The sequence below is a fragment of the Roseovarius litorisediminis genome, assembly GCF_900172295.1.
Classification (GTDB): Bacteria; Pseudomonadota; Alphaproteobacteria; order Rhodobacterales; family Rhodobacteraceae; genus Roseovarius; species Roseovarius litorisediminis.
In genome coordinates this window covers 336,688-352,650 of record NZ_FWFL01000004.1, presented here as the reverse complement: position 1 = coordinate 352,650, position 15,963 = coordinate 336,688, and the positions used below count along the sequence as shown (strand labels likewise).

Annotated in this window: 14 protein-coding genes; 9 read left to right on the top strand and 5 right to left on the bottom strand. The window is 58.6% G+C overall.

What is annotated here, in order from left to right; genetic code table 11:
- Positions 1 to 7 precede the first annotated feature (7 nt).
- The 7 genes from ybgF to folD all read left to right on the top strand — a co-directional run bounded on the left by ybgF (position 8) and on the right by folD (position 8,409).
- Entirely contained in the window at positions 8 to 835 is an 828-nt protein-coding gene (gene ybgF, locus PEL8287_RS10145; protein ID WP_085892258.1) for a tol-pal system protein YbgF, read from the top strand.
- Positions 832 to 2,085: a tRNA lysidine(34) synthetase TilS gene (gene tilS / locus PEL8287_RS10140; protein WP_139837764.1), complete on the top strand. Its 1,254-nt coding sequence runs from the start codon at positions 832 to 834 to the stop codon at positions 2,083 to 2,085. The genes ybgF and tilS overlap by 4 nt, the downstream gene beginning before the upstream one ends.
- Before the next feature lie 81 nt (positions 2,086 to 2,166).
- Entirely contained in the window at positions 2,167 to 4,083 is a 1,917-nt protein-coding gene (gene ftsH / locus PEL8287_RS10135) for an ATP-dependent zinc metalloprotease FtsH (RefSeq protein ID WP_085892256.1), read from the top strand.
- Positions 4,084 to 4,091: 8 nt separating this feature from the next.
- A complete protein-coding gene (locus PEL8287_RS10130) occupies positions 4,092 to 4,865 on the top strand; it encodes a methyltransferase domain-containing protein (protein ID WP_085892340.1) in 774 nt (257 codons plus the stop codon).
- 95 nt (positions 4,866 to 4,960) lie between these two features.
- Complete coding sequence (locus PEL8287_RS10125) at positions 4,961 to 5,566, top strand: MOSC domain-containing protein (protein ID WP_085892255.1); 606 nt, start codon at positions 4,961 to 4,963, stop codon at positions 5,564 to 5,566.
- Positions 5,567 to 5,752: 186 nt separating this feature from the next.
- Positions 5,753 to 7,429 (top strand): formate--tetrahydrofolate ligase, encoded by a 1,677-nt coding sequence (locus PEL8287_RS10120; RefSeq protein ID WP_085892254.1) that lies wholly within the window; start codon positions 5,753 to 5,755, stop codon positions 7,427 to 7,429.
- Positions 7,430 to 7,518: 89 nt separating this feature from the next.
- Positions 7,519 to 8,409 carry a bifunctional methylenetetrahydrofolate dehydrogenase/methenyltetrahydrofolate cyclohydrolase FolD gene (gene folD / locus PEL8287_RS10115; RefSeq protein ID WP_085892253.1) on the top strand — a complete coding sequence of 297 codons (891 nt, stop codon included), beginning with the start codon at positions 7,519 to 7,521 and terminating at the stop codon, positions 8,407 to 8,409.
- A 71-nt stretch (positions 8,410 to 8,480) separates the two neighbouring features.
- On the opposite strand, the gene PEL8287_RS10110 is transcribed toward folD, so the two are convergent.
- On the bottom strand, positions 8,481 to 8,903 hold the full coding sequence (locus tag PEL8287_RS10110; protein ID WP_085892252.1) for a PaaI family thioesterase: 423 nt from the start codon (positions 8,901 to 8,903) through the stop codon (positions 8,481 to 8,483).
- A gap of 264 nt (positions 8,904 to 9,167) precedes the next feature.
- Between PEL8287_RS10110 and PEL8287_RS10105 the strand changes: the two genes are divergently transcribed.
- Complete coding sequence (locus PEL8287_RS10105) at positions 9,168 to 9,818, top strand: LytTR family DNA-binding domain-containing protein (RefSeq protein ID WP_235862270.1); 651 nt, start codon at positions 9,168 to 9,170, stop codon at positions 9,816 to 9,818.
- A gap of 11 nt (positions 9,819 to 9,829) precedes the next feature.
- Here PEL8287_RS10105 and pdeM read toward each other — a convergent pair whose 3' ends face one another.
- Both pdeM and PEL8287_RS10095 read right to left on the bottom strand, forming a co-directional pair.
- The gene (gene pdeM, locus PEL8287_RS10100) at positions 9,830 to 10,492 is read right to left on the bottom strand and encodes a ligase-associated DNA damage response endonuclease PdeM (RefSeq protein WP_085892250.1); all 663 of its coding nucleotides are present in this window, start codon (positions 10,490 to 10,492) and stop codon (positions 9,830 to 9,832) included.
- 38 nt (positions 10,493 to 10,530) lie between these two features.
- Positions 10,531 to 12,939: a ligase-associated DNA damage response DEXH box helicase gene (locus PEL8287_RS10095; RefSeq protein WP_085892249.1), complete on the bottom strand. Its 2,409-nt coding sequence runs from the start codon at positions 12,937 to 12,939 to the stop codon at positions 10,531 to 10,533.
- Between the two features lie 327 nt (positions 12,940 to 13,266).
- On the opposite strand from PEL8287_RS10095, the gene PEL8287_RS10090 reads away from it, so the two are divergent.
- Entirely contained in the window at positions 13,267 to 13,929 is a 663-nt protein-coding gene (locus PEL8287_RS10090; protein ID WP_176228612.1) for an outer membrane protein, read from the top strand.
- A 78-nt stretch (positions 13,930 to 14,007) separates the two neighbouring features.
- Here PEL8287_RS10090 and PEL8287_RS10085 read toward each other — a convergent pair whose 3' ends face one another.
- Positions 14,008 to 15,318, bottom strand: coding sequence for a DUF8689 domain-containing protein (locus PEL8287_RS10085; RefSeq protein ID WP_085892247.1), 1,311 nt, complete (start codon positions 15,316 to 15,318; stop codon positions 14,008 to 14,010).
- A gap of 134 nt (positions 15,319 to 15,452) precedes the next feature.
- Positions 15,453 to 15,953, bottom strand: coding sequence for a prepilin peptidase (locus tag PEL8287_RS10080; protein ID WP_085892246.1), 501 nt, complete (start codon positions 15,951 to 15,953; stop codon positions 15,453 to 15,455).
- Between the last annotated feature and the right edge of the window lie 10 nt (positions 15,954 to 15,963).

Genomic DNA, 15,963 nt, shown 5'->3' with positions numbered 1-15,963 from the left:
GGACGCGATGCGCCGTTTTGTAAAGGTTCTGGCCCTTGTGGCAATGGTAAGCCCCGCACCGGGTGTCGCGCAGACCGATGAAACCCTGGCGGACATCCGCCAGGAGTTGTCGGTGCTGTATGTCGAGTTGCAGAAGCTCAAGCGCGAGCTGAGCACGACGGGGTCGGTCGGGGATGCGAGCATCGGTGGCTCGGCGCTGGATCGGGTTGCAGCGATTGAAAGCGAATTGCAGCGTCTGACATCAAAGACCGAAGAGCTTGAGTTTCGCATCGACCGGGTGGTTAGCGACGGTACCAACCGGGTGGGCGATCTGGAGTACCGCCTGTGCGAGCTTGAACAGGGCTGCGATGTCGGGACGCTGGAAGAAGGCAGCACGCTGGGCGGGGTGCTGCCGGCAACCGGCAGTGTCGGCACGGTTGTGACTCAGCCTGACGCCGACGGCCCGCAGATGGCTGTGGGTGAGGAAAGTGATTTCAGGCGTGCCGAAGACGCGTTGAACGCGGGTGACTATGCCGCCGCTGCCGAGCAGTTTGCAAGTTTTCAGAATGCCTATCCCGGCGGACCCCTGACAGCGCGTGCCGGGCTTATGCGTGGTCAGGCACTGGAAGGTGCGGGTGAACTGACAGGCGCGGCGCGGGCCTATCTGGATACGTTCAGTGCGGCGCCAACCGGGCCGGTGGCCCCCGAAGCGTTGTATCATCTGGGCAACGCCTTGGGCGGTCTGGGCCAGACCGATGAGGCCTGCGTCACCCTGGGCGAGGTCGGCAGCCGCTTTCCGCAAACAGATGCGGCGACCGAGGCCAGAACGGCAATGGCTGATCTGGGCTGTTCGTGACGAGCAGGGCTGATTTGCTGCGCGACCGGATTATTGCCCACTTTCTGCCCAAGCCACCCGAAACGCTGGGCGTTGCCGTGTCGGGTGGTAGCGATTCGCTGGCGCTGTTGGTTTTACTGAACGACTGGCGCCGGGAAGGCGGGCCGAAACTGGTTGCGGTGACGGTGGATCACCGCCTGCGCGACGAGGCCCGCGACGAGGCCGAACAGGTGGCCCGGATATGCGAGGGTCTGGATATTCCCCATGAGACGCTGGCATGGACAGATTGGAACGGGCAGGGGAACCTGCCGGATCAGGCCCGTCGTGCGCGCTATGGTCTGATGGTTGACTGGGCCAGCGCGCGTGGGATTGACGCAATCGCCCTTGGACATACAGCCGATGATCAGGCCGAAACGTTCCTGATGCGGCTGGCGCGTGAGGCCGGTGTGGACGGGCTGTCGGCGATGGCCGCGACCCGGCGGCAGGGCAAGGTGATTTTCTGCCGCCCGGCACTGCATATCTCCCGCGAAGAGTTGCGCGATGTGTTGCGCGACAGGGGGATGGCATGGGTCGACGACCCAAGCAACGCGGATCTTGCTTATGAACGGGTTCGGGCGCGGCGGGTTCTGGCGGCATTGGCGCCACTGGGGATCACTGCGCAGAACCTGTCAAATGTGGCCCATCACATGTCCGACGTGCGCGATACCCTTTACTGGTACGCCTTTCTGGCTGCACGCAAAAGCGTTGGGTTTCAACAGGGTGATCTGCTGATCGACCGCAAAGGGTTTCGGGCGCTGCGAGGCGAGATTGCCCGCCGCTTGCTGCAAGACGCATTGAAATGGGTCAGCGGTGCAGAATATGGCCCCCGCGGCCGTGCCATGGATCTGCTGCTGGATGCCATCAGGAGCGGAAACAGCATGACCTTGCAGGGCTGCCAGATCACCGTGGGCACGGAACAATTGCGTGTCAGCCGGGAATACAACGCCGTGGCTGGCCTGCGGTGCGGGACTGATGAAATCTGGGACGGGCGCTGGAAAATAACCGGCCCGGTCACAGTGGGGGCAGAGATTGCCGCCTTGGGCCATGAGGGTCTGTCGGAATGTCCGGAATGGCGTGAAAGCGGCCTGCCGCTGGCATCGGTTATCGCCAGTCCGGCAGTGTGGCAAGGGCGCGAACTGCTGGCCGCGCCGGTGGCAAGATCAGAAAACGGCTGGTCTGCAGAAATGATTAGAGATGGTGAACATTACTTTGCCGCATTATTATCTCATTGAAGATGTAGGTATGATCTCTATTTAAGAGTGGCGGGCCATGTGATAGACGCAGGCCCAATCCGAATTTTTGGGAGAGATTCCTTGGGTAACGCAAGAAACATCGCCTTTTGGCTGGTCCTTTTTCTGCTGATTATGGCGCTGTTCAACCTTTTCAGCGGCTCTGGAAACACGTTGCAGAGCAAATCGGTTAAATATTCCGAGTTTGTGACGGCTGTGGAAAACGGCGGTGTGAGCCAGGTCGTGCTGGATGGCGAAAGCATTCGCTATCGGGATGCATCGGGCAAGGAATTCATCACCATCAAGCCGGTCGATGCCGAGATTACCTCTCGTTTGATCGAAAAAGGTGTGCCGGTCACGGCGGAAAGTCAGGAACAATCCGGCTTTCAGACCTTTCTGATTTCGCTGTTGCCGTTCCTGTTGCTGATTGGCGTGTGGATTTATTTCATGAATCGCATGCAGGGTGGCGGCAAAGGTGGCGCGATGGGCTTTGGCAAATCCAAGGCCAAAATGCTGACCGAAAAGCATGGCCGTGTCACATTTGACGATGTGGCGGGCATCGATGAGGCCAAGGAAGAACTGCAGGAAATCGTGGAGTTCCTGCGTCATCCGCAGAAATTCAGCCGCCTTGGTGGCAAGATTCCCAAAGGGGCGCTGCTGGTTGGCCCTCCGGGCACAGGTAAAACACTGCTGGCCCGGGCGATTGCGGGTGAGGCGGGTGTACCGTTCTTCACGATCAGCGGTTCTGACTTTGTTGAAATGTTCGTAGGCGTGGGGGCAAGCCGCGTGCGCGACATGTTCGAGCAGGCGAAAAAGAACGCACCCTGTATTGTTTTCATCGACGAGATCGACGCTGTTGGACGCCATCGTGGTGCCGGGTATGGCGGTGGTAACGATGAGCGCGAGCAGACGTTGAACCAGCTGCTGGTTGAAATGGACGGGTTTGAAGCCAACGAAGGCGTGATCATCCTGGCCGCAACCAACCGAAAGGACGTGCTGGACCCTGCGCTGTTGCGTCCGGGCCGGTTTGACCGTCAGGTCACCGTTGGTAATCCTGACATCAAAGGCCGCGAGAAAATTTTGGGCGTACACGCCCGCAAAACCCCGCTTGGTCCTGATGTGGATCTGCGCATTATTGCCCGTGGTACGCCTGGGTTCTCGGGCGCCGATCTGGCTAACCTGGTGAACGAGGCTGCGTTGACAGCGGCCCGCGTTGGCCGCCGCTTTGTCACCATGGACGATTTTGAACAAGCCAAGGACAAGGTGATGATGGGGGCCGAGCGCCGATCGATGGTGCTGACCGACGAGCAAAAGGAAAAAACCGCCTATCACGAAGCCGGCCATGCGGTTGTAGGTCTGGAATTGCCGAAATGCGATCCGGTCTACAAGGCCACGATCATCCCGCGCGGTGGCGCGTTGGGGATGGTTGTCAGCCTGCCCGAGATTGACCGTCTGAACTGGCACCGGTCGGAATGCGAACAGAAACTGGCGATGACCATGGCCGGGAAAGCTGCCGAGATTCTGAAATACGGTGAGGACAATGTCAGCAACGGCCCCGCAGGCGACATTCAGCAGGCCAGTGGATTGGCACGCGCGATGGTGATGCGGTGGGGCATGTCAGACAAGGTTGGCAATGTCGACTATGAGCAGGCCCATGAGGGATACATGGGCAATGGCGCAGGCGGATTTTCGATCTCGGCCCATACCAAGGAACTGATTGAAGATGAGGTGAAGCGTCTGATCGACGAGGCCTATGTGATGGCCCACAAAATTCTGACCGACAAGAAGGAAGAGTGGGAGCGTCTGGCCAAGGGGCTGCTGGAATATGAAACCCTGACCGGCGAGGAAATCATGCGTGTCGTGCGCGGCGAGCCGCCTTCGTCGGATGACGATGATGGTGACACGGCTGGCGATGAAATCAAGCCGTCTGTCACAGCGATTCCCAAGACCAAACCCAAATCGTCGCCCGGTGGCGGGTTGGAGCCCGAGCCCTCGACGTGAGCGGCCCGGTGAAACAGCCCGACTGGAACCCGGGCGCCTATGCCCGGTTCCGTGATCAACGCCTGCGCCCGGCGCTGGACCTGCTGAATGCGGTGGGCCAGATGGGGGCCGGCGATATTGTTGATCTGGGCTGTGGCAATGGCGCGATCGGCGATGCCCTGACGGCCCGCGCGGGTGGCCGGCAGGTGGTTGGGGTTGATGCATCGCCTGCGATGTTGGAAAAGGCAAAGCAGACGGGTGCCTATGACAGCCTGCAACAGGCCGATATCAACGATTGGCATCCGCGCCGCGCGCCGGGTCTGATTTTTTCCAATGCTGCGCTGCACTGGGTTGGCGGCCATGAAAAGCTGATGCCAAAGCTGGCGGGGATGCTGGGCAAAGGCGGGACTTTGGCCATTCAGATGCCGCATCAGAACAAGGCGCCGTCGCACCGTGTCTGGTTAACCCTGGTCGAGGAAATGTGCCCTGGACGGGTCGAGAAAATGGGCACGCCTGGCGTGATGGCCCCGGTGAAATACGAAGAATTGCTGAGCCGTCTGGGACAGTTCCGCATGTGGGAAACCGAATATTATCAGCGTCTTATGGCCGAAACGGGCAGCCATCCGGTGCGCCGTTTTACCGAAAGCACCTATGCGCGACCGGTGCTGCAGGCGCTTGACGACAAAGAAAAATCAGAAGTGATCAAGCGGTACGAAGAAGTCATGCATGCGGCCTATCCGGTACGCGCTGATGGCTCGGTTCTGTTTCCCTTCCGGCGGATGTTTTTCACCCTGACGGTGTAGCACTGCCCCTGAAGCCCACGAATCATATTTTCATTTGACCGTTTCGGCGGATCGGGGGAAGGTGCGCGCAAATTGATTATGAAAAGGTGATCCTGATGCCTGCATTGCTGCCCACGGAATTTGTTGCGAAAATTGTTTGGTTGGGGCGGGTCGCAGATCGTGAAACCAGCCTGCGGTCTGAACCCCTGCAAGAGGTGCAGGCGACATTTGCAGGGGTCGCGGGTGAAGAGCATGCCGGGCTGACCCGGCCCTCGTGCAGCCGGGTGACAAGCCAGTATCCGCGTTACACCGAGATTCGCAACGTCAGGCAGTTTTCGGTTGTCTCGGCCGAGGAACTGGCGGCAATCGCCGCCAAGATCGGTGTGGCCGAGTTTGATCCTGCGTGGATCGGAGCGTCGATTGTGATCGAAGGCATTCCTGATTTTACTCATGTGCCACCGTCATCACGGCTGCAGACGCAGGATGGCACAACTTTGGTCGTGGACATGGAAAACCGTCCCTGCGTTCTTCCCGCCCCGGTGATCAATGAAGACGCCCCGGGCCATGGCAAGGCATTCAAATCGGCGGCCAAAGGCCGACGGGGGGTAACAGCCTGGGTCGAGCGGGAAGGGCCGTTGCGGGTGGGCGATACGTTGCGCCTGCATGTTCCGGATCAGCGCATATGGCAGCATCTGAGCGACGTATCAAGCGACGCGGATTGACCGGCCCAAAAGAGTGTTCCGCACCCTGCAATACAAGGTGACAGCGTGTTTCCGAAAAGAAACCTGGCTGCGGCGGCTCGCCGCATCAGGTGCGGGATATGTCGGATTCGCAGTCTGTATACCGTGGAAGACCCGGTATAGCGTTGTCAGATCAATCCGCCCGGCGGCCACCTTGAAGGAAAAACAATGAGCTATAAATCTGACATCGAGATTGCGCGCGAAGCCAAGAAAAAACCGATTCAGGAAATCGGTGACAAGCTGGGCATCCCGACCGAGCATCTGCTGCCCTACGGCCACGACAAGGCCAAGGTGAGCCAAGAGTACATCAACTCGGTTCAGGGCAACAAGACCGGCAAGCTGATCCTTGTGACCGCGATCAACCCAACCCCTGCGGGCGAGGGCAAGACCACCACGACCGTGGGTCTGGGTGACGGCCTGAACCGTATCGGCAAGAAGGCGATGATCTGTATTCGCGAAGCGTCGCTTGGGCCGAACTTTGGCATGAAGGGCGGGGCCGCTGGCGGCGGTTACGCGCAGGTTGTTCCGATGGAGGACATGAACCTGCACTTCACCGGCGATTTCCATGCCATCACCAGCGCGCACAGCCTGCTGTCGGCGATGATCGACAACCACATTTATTGGGGCAACGAGTTGGATATCGACGTGCGCCGGGTGGTGTGGCGCCGGGTTGTAGACATGAACGACCGCGCACTGCGGCAGATCAACGTCTCGCTTGGTGGTGTCGCCAATGGTTTCCCGCGCGAAGGCGGGTTTGACATCACCGTGGCCTCCGAGGTCATGGCGATCCTGTGCCTGGCAAACAACCTGAAAGACCTTGAAAAACGTCTGGGTGACATGATCGTGGCCTATCGCCGCGACCGCAGCCCGGTTTTCTGCCGCGATATTCAGGCCGCCGGCGCGATGACCGTGCTGCTGAAAGACGCGATGCAGCCCAATCTGGTGCAGACACTGGAAAACAACCCGGCCTTTGTGCATGGCGGACCGTTCGCCAACATCGCGCATGGCTGCAACTCGGTCACGGCCACCACAACGGCGCTGAAAATCGCCGACTACGTCGTGACCGAAGCCGGTTTCGGTGCCGATCTGGGGGCCGAGAAATTCATGAACATCAAGTGCCGCAAGGCCGGTCTGGCGCCCGATTGTGTGGTGCTGGTGGCGACCGTGCGGGCGATGAAGATGAACGGCGGCGTGGCCAAGGCCGATCTGGGTGCAGAAAACGTTGATGCGGTGAAAGAAGGATGTTCGAACCTTGGACGTCACATCGGCAACCTCAAATCTTTCGGCGTGCCGGTGGTTGTGGCGATCAACCATTTTGTCAATGACACCGACGCCGAGGTTGAAGCGGTCAAGGACTACGTGAAAAGCCAGGGTTCGGAAGCGATCCTGAGCCGTCACTGGGAGTTGGGCAGCGAAGGCTCGACCGATCTGGCCAAGCGCGTGGCCGAGATTGCCGACAGCGGAGTCAGCCAGTTTTCACCGATCTACCCCGATGACATGTCGCTGTGGGACAAGATCAACCGTATTGCCAAGTCGATCTATCGTGCCGACGAGGTGATGGCCGACAAGAAGGTTCGCGATCAGCTGAAGCAGTGGGAAGATCAGGGCTATGGCAACTTGCCGATCTGCATGGCCAAGACCCAGTACAGCTTTACCACCGATCCCACCCGTCGCGGCGCCCCTACCGGCCATTCGGTGCCGATCCGCGAAGTGCGTCTGAGCGCCGGTGCCGGGTTTGTTGTTGTTGTCTGCGGTGAGATCATGACCATGCCGGGCCTGCCCAGCAGACCGGCCGCCGAGTCGATCCATCTGAATGATGATGGTATGATTGAAGGGTTGTTCTGAAGACATAAAAGGTTTGACCCGGGCATTGAACCCGGGTCAAACCTGTGCCTTCGGCGAGAGTATTTGAAGAAAACTGAAAGGGGTGCTGCATGAGTGCTGATATCATCGACGGCAAGGCCTTTGCGGCCAAGGTTCGTGAAAAGGTCGCGGGCCATGTGGCACGTCTGAAAGAAGAACACGGCATTGTCCCGGGTCTGGCGGTGGTGCTGGTAGGGGAAGATCCCGCCAGTCAGGTTTATGTCCGCTCAAAGGGCAAGCAGACTGTCGAGGTCGGCATGAATTCCTACGAGCACAAGCTGGATGCGGACACCGCTGAGGCAGACCTGCTGGCGCTGATTGATACGCTGAACAACGATCCGGCAGTGCATGGCATTCTGGTGCAACTGCCGCTGCCCAAACACCTGGACGAGGATCTGGTGATCAACTCGATCAATCCGGCCAAGGATGTGGACGGGTTTCATATCTCGAACGTCGGCCTGCTGGGCACCGGACAGAAATCGATGGTGCCTTGCACGCCGCTGGGATGCCTGATGATGCTGCGCGAGCACCATGGCAGCCTGTCGGGGCTGGATGCGGTGGTAATCGGGCGTTCGAACATCGTGGGCAAGCCGATGGCGCAACTGTTGCTGGGTGATAGCTGTACCGTGACGATCGCCCATAGCCGCACCAAGGACCTGCCAGAGGTGGTGCGTCGCGCCGATATCGTGGTTGCTGCCGTGGGCCGCCCCGAGATGGTGCCGGGCGACTGGATCAAGGAAGGCGCCACCGTGATTGACGTGGGCATCAACCGGATCGAGCGGGACGGCAAGAACAAGCTGGTCGGCGACGTCGATTTTGCAAGTGCGGTGGAACGCGCCGGCGCGATTACACCGGTGCCGGGTGGCGTGGGCCCCATGACCATCGCGTGCCTTTTGGCCAATACGGTGACGGCCTGCTGCCGCGCCAACGGTCTGGCCGAGCCTGAGGGGCTGACAGCCTGAACCTGACCTTAAGGAGCGCGGAAGCGCCGCCTGCAAGGAAATCAAAACCCCCGGTCGCAAGCCGGGGGTTTTTATGTGACAGGCACCGGCATCATCGTTCCGGTCATGATCGCGATATGGGTCTCGTTTTCGCCAGCAAGCGCAAACACATCCGCTTGCACGATCACCAGACGGCGGCCTGGTTTGATCACCCGGCCGCGCGCGATTAACAGGTCGCCTTGGGCCGGGGCCAGCAGGTTTATCTTCATCTCGGTGGTCAAAACTTCGTGATCGTCGGGCAGCACCGACAGGGCGGAATAACCCGCTGCACTGTCCCCGATTGAAAAGGTCAGACCGGCATGAGCAAAGCCATGTTGCTGGCGGCTGCTGTCGAGAATGGGGGCCTGAATTTCGACAGCGCCTTTAGACACTGCCTTTATCGAAGCCCCGAGCGTCGCCATCAACGACTGGGCGTCAAAGCTTTTGCGAATTTTCTGTTCTGTTTGCGGGGACATATTGGCAAGTTTTCCCATTCCTGACGTAACGTTAACTGGTTCATATTAAGCTTAAGTATGGCCGCCGTGAATGTTGGCAGGCGGAGAAAACTGCGTATAAATGCACGCACAAGGGTGGTTGTAAGCAGTATGTCAACGTTGACGAGAATAAAGTTACATTTTTCTGAAACATTTGCCACACTCTTGTCGCCTTTCACGTTGCTGTCGTGGGCGGTTTGCATCGTAGTCGCGGTGCTTGCCGGGCCGTTCGGCACCTACGCCGGAATGAACTTGCAAACGCGGCTGGTCTATTGGCTGGTCATTGTCACAATCGCGATTGTTATCGGGCATGCTGCGCGGGCAGCGGCGGTGGCGTTGATCGGCCCCAGACGCCCGATCCTTTTTGATCTGGTCGCGGCAACTCTGGTCGTCATCTTCCTTTCACCGGTTATCCGGATCGTGCGCGGGGTGACCGAGCCATCGTTGGACGGGTTGAGTCTGATCAGCATTGGATTGAATACTTTTGTGATCGCCGCAGGCGTGTTTGTACTGCGGCGGCAAAGCGGGCTGGAACAGCCGGGCAGCTATTGGGTTAAGCCGACCGAGCCTGAAGCACCGGTTCCGCGCCTGTGTCGCCGTTTGTCAGATGAATTTCAGGGCGAGATCCTGAGATTGTCGGCCAGTGACCACTTTGTTGAGGTTACCACGGTCAACGGGGTCGAAACCCTGCGGATGCGCTTGGCCGACGCGATTGACGAGATGGACCCGACCCATGGGTATTGTGTCCACCGGTCGCATTGGGTGGCGCATTCGGCTGTTGTTGGTATTGAACGCGAAAATTCGCACAAACTGTTTGTGAAGCTCAGCAATGGAGACGAATTGCCGGTAAGCCGAAAATACCGCCCCAATCTGGTTAATGCCGGGCTGATTGACTAACGCGAAATGCTTTAGCGTGGCATCGGTGCAGGCCGTGGAACCGGACCTGTCAGTACGGCCATTGCCCCGGGCCCCATCAGCGCTTGCAGGCAGGAGTCAGTGCTGCGCACCCCCCCTGTATAAGTGCCATAGGCAGGCAGGATCACACGGGTCTTGTCGATCAGAAAAGCAGGACGCGACAGATGACACCCTTTTAAGCGTAAACTGACCTTGGGATGGTAGTGGCCTGATATTTCGCCCTTTTCGCCCATTCGGGCGATATGGCGGAAGGTCAGCGGCTGCAGGCATAATTCGGTCAGATGGGCGCCGCCCAGATTGACCGGCCCGGGATCGTGATTGCCCTCGATCCAGATCCAGCGGCGGCCCGCCTGCAGCGATGCGATCCAAAGTTTTTCATCGTCGAGCAGCGCCCCGACTGCCGCACTGTCATCGAAACTGTCGCCCAGGCATACAATCATGCGCGCGTCGGTTTTGGCTATGTCTGCCTCAAGTCGGGAAAGGGTGTCGCGGGTTTCATAAGGTGGCAGGGGAGGCTGACCGCGCCGCGCACGGCGTTCGGATTTACCAAAATGCAGATCCGAAACGCAAAGCAGGTTTTGCGCAGGCCAGTAAAGCGCGCCGGACCCAAGCGCTGTCAGGTCGGTGCCATTCAGGGTGAAATTGTATCCGTTCATGATACGTTCTTGTCGCGGGAGTGACGGATTTGCAAGGTCTAGTTTGCCAGCCCGGCGGCCTGCATCAGGCGTTCGGTTTCTTCGGCCAGAAGCCGTTCCTGCGCCGCGCCGGCGACCGGCGTGCGTCCCACCTCAAGAAACAGAGGGGCCGCCAGAGGGGTAACGCGGGGCAGGCGTTGCAGATTAATGCGGGGGCCAACCCGCGCGATCATCTCTTCGATACGGCCAAAATCAACAAGACCGCGCATCGCTTCCTGCCGGGTAATATCCAAAAGCAGGTGGTCGGGATCATACTTGGCCAGCGTGTCATAGATGATGTCCGACGACATGGTGGCCTGCCGCCCGGATTTGCGCGATCGTGGCGTGTTGCGTTGAATGAGGCCTGCGATGCTGGCCGAAGCGCGAAACGTGCGCTTCATCACCGCATTGCCCATCAGCCAGGTATCCAGACCATCGCGCAACGCCTTTATGTCAAACAAAGGCCCGGCGCTGATCAGCGGCTCCAGCCCCCAGATCAGGGTGGCATAGTCGGTTGCAACAAAACCAAGCGGGGCAAGGCCGAGCTCCTCCATCCGTTTGGTCAGCAAAAGGCCAAGGGTTTGCTGGGCATTGCGGCCGGCAAACCCATAGATGCAAGCATGCTCACGTCCGTCATGGGGGAAGCTTTCGATCAGCAGGCTGTTGGCGCGGGGCAATTCCGACATCTGCCGCTGAAGGTGCAGCCAGTTGCGGGTATGATCCGGTAATTCGGGCCAGTCATCTTGTGCAAACATCGCCAGAATGCGCTGGCTGAGCTGGGTGGAGGTGGCGAATTTGGTACCCGAGAATACCGCCACTTTGGGTTTGCGCCCCTTGTGGCGGCTGACCTCGACGGTCATGTCGCGCAGGCCCTCAAAGCGTACGATCTGGCCCCCGATCAAAAAGGTATCGCCGGGCGAAAGTGAAGCGGCAAAGCCTTCTTCGACCTCGCCCAGGGGTTTGCCGCCGCGGGCGCGTTTCATCCGCACCTTGAGTGTATCGCTGTCCTGAATGGTGCCGATATTCATGCGGATCAGTTGGCTGGCGCGAGGGTCCCGCAACTGCCATTGCCCGTCGGGGCGCTGCAACAGGCGCTGCCATTGATCATAAGCACGCAGGGCATAGCCGCCGGTGGCGCAGAAATTAAGACAGGCATCGAAATCTTCGCGGCTGAGTTTGGCATAGGCGCCTGTGGTGATTACTTCAGTGTAAAGCTCTGACGCATCGAAGGGGCCGGCGCAGGCGCGGATCAGGATATGCTGGCAGAGCACGTCGCGCGGTCCGGGGCCGCGAGAATCACCGTCCAGATCATGGGCAAAAGCGGCCTGAAGGGCGGCCAGACATTCAACCACTTCAAACCGGTTGGCGGGCACAAGAAGCGCCTTGGATGGCGCGTTGTAGCGATGGTTGGCGCGACCGATGCGCTGCACCAGACGCTTGACGTTTTTGGGGGCACCCACCTGAATGACCAGATCGACATCACCCCAGTCGATGCCCAGATCCAGGCTTCCGGTGCAAACGATGGCGCGCAATTCGCCGCGTTGCATGGCCCCCTCGACACGTGCGCGTTGCTGTCGGTCAAGGCTGCCGTGGTGGATGCCGATGGGCAGGGCATCATCATTGGCAAGCCAAAGATTATGAAAGAAAATTTCGGCCTGCGCGCGAGTATTGTGGAAGATCAGAGTGGTGTTGTGCTGCCGGATCTGATCCATCACCGCAGCTATTGCATAGGCGGCCCCACCACCTGCCCAGGGCGGGGCCTGAGGTGTTTCCAGCATGGCAATGTCCGGATCGGGGCCGGGATCGGCCAACAGGATATCGCAGGGGTCAGGATGGCGGGCCAGAAGGCTGGCGATGGCAGCGGGATCTTCGACGGTGGCCGACAGCCCGACACGTTTCAGGCCGGGGCAAATCGACTGCAGGCGGCTGAGCGCCAGCATCAGCTGATCGCCGCGTTTGCTTTCGGACAGGGCGTGTATTTCATCAACAACAACCCGTTTGAGACCTTCAAAGGTACGGGCCGCATCCTCGTAAGATGTTAAAAGCGCAAGGCTTTCTGGCGTGGTTAGCAGGATATGCGGCGGATCTGCGCGTTGGCGTTTTTTCCGGCTGGCAGGCGTGTCGCCGGTACGGTCCTCGATCCGGATGGGCAGGCGCATTTCGTCAACCGGTGTGCGCAGGTTGCGCTTGATATCAGCCGCAAGTGCCTTGAGGGGGGAAATGTAAAGGGTGTGCAGGCCCTGATGTTTGCCGTCGGCAAGATCGACAAGTGTAGGCAAGAACCCGGCCAGTGTTTTGCCGCCGCCGGTGGGCGCGATGAGCAGCAGGGCAGAGTCCGTGGACCGGTCCAGCATGGCCTGCTGGTGCGGATGCAGAGACCATCCACGTTTGGCAAACCAGGTTTTAAAAAGGTCGGGAAGAGGTGCCATGCGCCCACCCTAAAGCACTTTGCGTTTTCCTGAGCCAGCGAAAATGGCAAAAGGCACTCGCGTTTTTTGGATCTGTGGGCGCTTCTTATTCAATCTGTGCGTCGGTAAAATGCAACATACTTTGGTATGCGCCACGACTGGAGAAGTCTTTATATTGGCGAAAAGCGACTGCATGCTGTCAGGTAATTCGTCAGATAATTGTGCTGCGTCAAAGCGCCTGTGATCCCAATTTGGTAGGCTTAATGTTTGGGGTGCCGGGAAGGCGTTCTGGCGTTTCAAACGCCGTGGCTTGGGATGGCACTGCTGAGATATTTGGGAGGAAATACCATGGCCTTTAATGTGAAGAAGTTGGCGTTAAGCGTGTCTGTTGCAGTTACGCCGTGTTTGGCAAGTGCGCAGAATTGGGATGGTTTATATGGTGGTGTGACGCTTGGTTATGCCAGCCATGATGCAACGCATTCATTCAGCAATGGCGCACCCACCGGAAGTTCCGATCCGGATGGCGCGCTTTATGGCGGGTTTGTCGGCTATGCGGTCCAGTCCGGCCAGATGGTTTACGGTGCCGAGTTGGATTTTGAAGGTAGTTCTGCCTCGGGATCATTCACCAATACAACGGGCGCGACTTCGGGTGGCCGGGTTGAGCAGAATTGGCAAGGATCGATCAGAGGCGTCTTGGGGTATGCGGGCAATCTGGGGCCCAACCCCGCTTTATTTTATGCTACAGCCGGTTGGGCCTACGGTGATTTCGATTTTCAGGGCGGCCCTGCAAGCGCCTTTGTGAACAACAGATACAGCGACAGTTTAGACGGCTGGACAGTTGGGCTGGGTATGGACATGCGGCTGGCGAATAACTGGTCGCTTCGGACCGAGTATCGCTATACCGACTTTGGCACGGCAAATGGCACTCTTGCCCCGTCATTTCCGGGTGTATCCATGCCGGTATCCGTCGAGCAGCATGCGGTACGTATTGGATTGCGCATGGACTTCTGAATGTGAAGGACAAAAAAGACCCCGGCGAGGTGTTTGATCCTTTCCGGGGCCGTGTATCCGGGGCGGATGCCGCCCGTTTTAGTGCAGGATTTCTTCTTGTTTGACGAACATGTTGGCCCAGGCCCTGTCGATCAGCTCGGGGGACATCTGATAGGGGATGCCCTCGAACTCGCAGATGGCGATCATCTGGTCGATCAGGAAGATGGGCTGATAGTTGGCATAGATGTTGTCGATGGTCGGATATTTCTTTTTCAGCAGGTGCACGAGCGCGGCTTCTTCCAGAGGCATCTGTTTCTTGCGGGCGACCATGGCAAAGATTTTCAGGAAATCCTCCTGACAGGGGCCATCAATCTTGATCTTGAAGAAGATCCGGCGCAGGGCCGCGTTATCGAAAATCTCGTTCGGGTGGAAGTTGGTGGAAAAGATAACCAGCGTGTCGAAGGGTACTTCGAACTTTTCACCCGATTGCAGGGCAAGGATGTCTTTGCTTTCCTCCAGCGGAACAATCCAGCGGTTGACCAGTGACTGAGGCGGTTCGGCCTGGCGTCCAAGGTCGTCAACGATGAAGATACCGCCAGTGGACTTCAACTGTAGCGGCGCCTGATAAGTCCGGGCCGTCGGGTTGTAGACCAGATCCAGCATATCGAGGCTTAGTTCACCCCCGGTGATCACGGTCGGCCGTTCACAGCGGACATAACGCGCATCATAGCTGCGGCGGCGGCGCAGGCTGTTGGGGTCGTCCACTTCCTGTTCGGCTTTGGAATGCACGATCGGATCATAAACAGTGATGACCTGACCGGCGTATTCGATGGCGCGGGGGACGTATATCTTGTCACCCATCGCGTCGCGGATACCGTTGGAAATACTGGATTTACCATTGCCCGGAGGGCCATACATCAGAATAGAGCGACCGGCGCTGACGGCGGGGCCAAGGTGATCAAGCAGGCTGTTGGGTAGAACCAGGTGGCCCATCGCGTTGGTCAGTTGGTCGCGCGTGACCTGAATGTTGCGGATAGACTGGCGTTGAACCTGCTCGCGGTAGACCGCCAGCGGTACCGGCATCGCGCCGAAATATTCGGACTGCGACAGCGCATCAAGGGCGCGGGATTTGCCCGCATCGGTCAACTGGTACCCCATTTCGCCACCCGAATTGGCATTCAGGGTACCTGTTGCCTCGAGCAGTTTTTGTTCGCGGGCCATATCGATCAGCTCTTGGGTGACCGCACGGGGCAGACAGATCGCGACGCAAAGCTCGGAAACCAGATTCAGGTTCTTGCGGAAAATCGTTTTCAGCAGAATGTCCCGCATCATCACCACAGGCAGCTGCATTTCTTCCAGCCGGTTGGGGGGCGGGGGGGGCTGAACACCTTGAGTGACTTGCATATTCATCGGTTTGCGCCTGCCTTTGATTTATGACGTCAGCACCCGCGAACACACACGCGCGCGGATCAAATGCAATATGCAAGCGAAACGTGCAGAAATTGTGGAGAGGGTCGGGCGGCTGCAAGGCAGAGTGCCGTGATTTACTGCCCGAATGCCACACCCAGTCCAAGGTAGATAACCAATGTGCTGCCCAGGGAAAATCCCATCGGGAATTTCCCTTCGCGCGTCCAGCTTTCCCAGTCAGGCGCAAGCTTGCGAAGGGGGGTGTGTTTGGCGATCCGATGTGTGATCAGGGCGGCAAGCGAGTTGGCAGCCAAAATCAGAAGCACGAGAGAGATATCGCCAAGTGCAATGAACGGGGCCGCGGCAGCGGTGAACTTGATGTCACCTGCGCCAACCAGTCCTGTCATGTTGAGAAATATGCCCGGTAAAAGCACGACGGCCAGCTGTAAAATCCGCCAGGCATATTCAGAAAAAGGAAGCGTAATCAATCCAATAGCAAGAAACACGCCAACAAGTGCCAATACCGCCTTGTTGGGAATTCGCATGGAGCGCAGATCGCTCCATGCGGCCCAAAGACAGATCGGTGCGACAAATGGCAGGAACCAGAGCGCTGAAAAAACGGTAATGTGCAAGGTCATCTGCGAGCGA

Excerpts from the sequence above, each read along its gene's own strand:
- ybgF (WP_085892258.1), top strand. The coding sequence starts at position 8 with ATGCGCCGTTTTGTAAAGGTTCTGGCCCTTGTGGCAATGGTAAGCCCC.
- PEL8287_RS10125 (WP_085892255.1), top strand. The coding sequence starts at position 4,961 with ATGCCTGCATTGCTGCCCACGGAATTTGTTGCGAAAATTGTTTGGTTG.
- PEL8287_RS10120 (WP_085892254.1), top strand. The coding sequence starts at position 5,753 with ATGAGCTATAAATCTGACATCGAGATTGCGCGCGAAGCCAAGAAAAAA.
- folD (WP_085892253.1), top strand. The coding sequence starts at position 7,519 with ATGAGTGCTGATATCATCGACGGCAAGGCCTTTGCGGCCAAGGTTCGT.
- PEL8287_RS10110 (WP_085892252.1), bottom strand. The coding sequence starts at position 8,903 with ATGTCCCCGCAAACAGAACAGAAAATTCGCAAAAGCTTTGACGCCCAG.
- PEL8287_RS10105 (WP_235862270.1), top strand. The coding sequence starts at position 9,168 with ATGAACTTGCAAACGCGGCTGGTCTATTGGCTGGTCATTGTCACAATC.
- pdeM (WP_085892250.1), bottom strand. The coding sequence starts at position 10,492 with ATGAACGGATACAATTTCACCCTGAATGGCACCGACCTGACAGCGCTT.
- PEL8287_RS10095 (WP_085892249.1), bottom strand. The coding sequence starts at position 12,939 with ATGGCACCTCTTCCCGACCTTTTTAAAACCTGGTTTGCCAAACGTGGA.
- PEL8287_RS10090 (WP_176228612.1), top strand. The coding sequence starts at position 13,267 with ATGGCCTTTAATGTGAAGAAGTTGGCGTTAAGCGTGTCTGTTGCAGTT.
- PEL8287_RS10085 (WP_085892247.1), bottom strand. The coding sequence starts at position 15,318 with ATGAATATGCAAGTCACTCAAGGTGTTCAGCCCCCCCCGCCCCCCAAC.
- PEL8287_RS10080 (WP_085892246.1), bottom strand. The coding sequence starts at position 15,953 with ATGACCTTGCACATTACCGTTTTTTCAGCGCTCTGGTTCCTGCCATTT.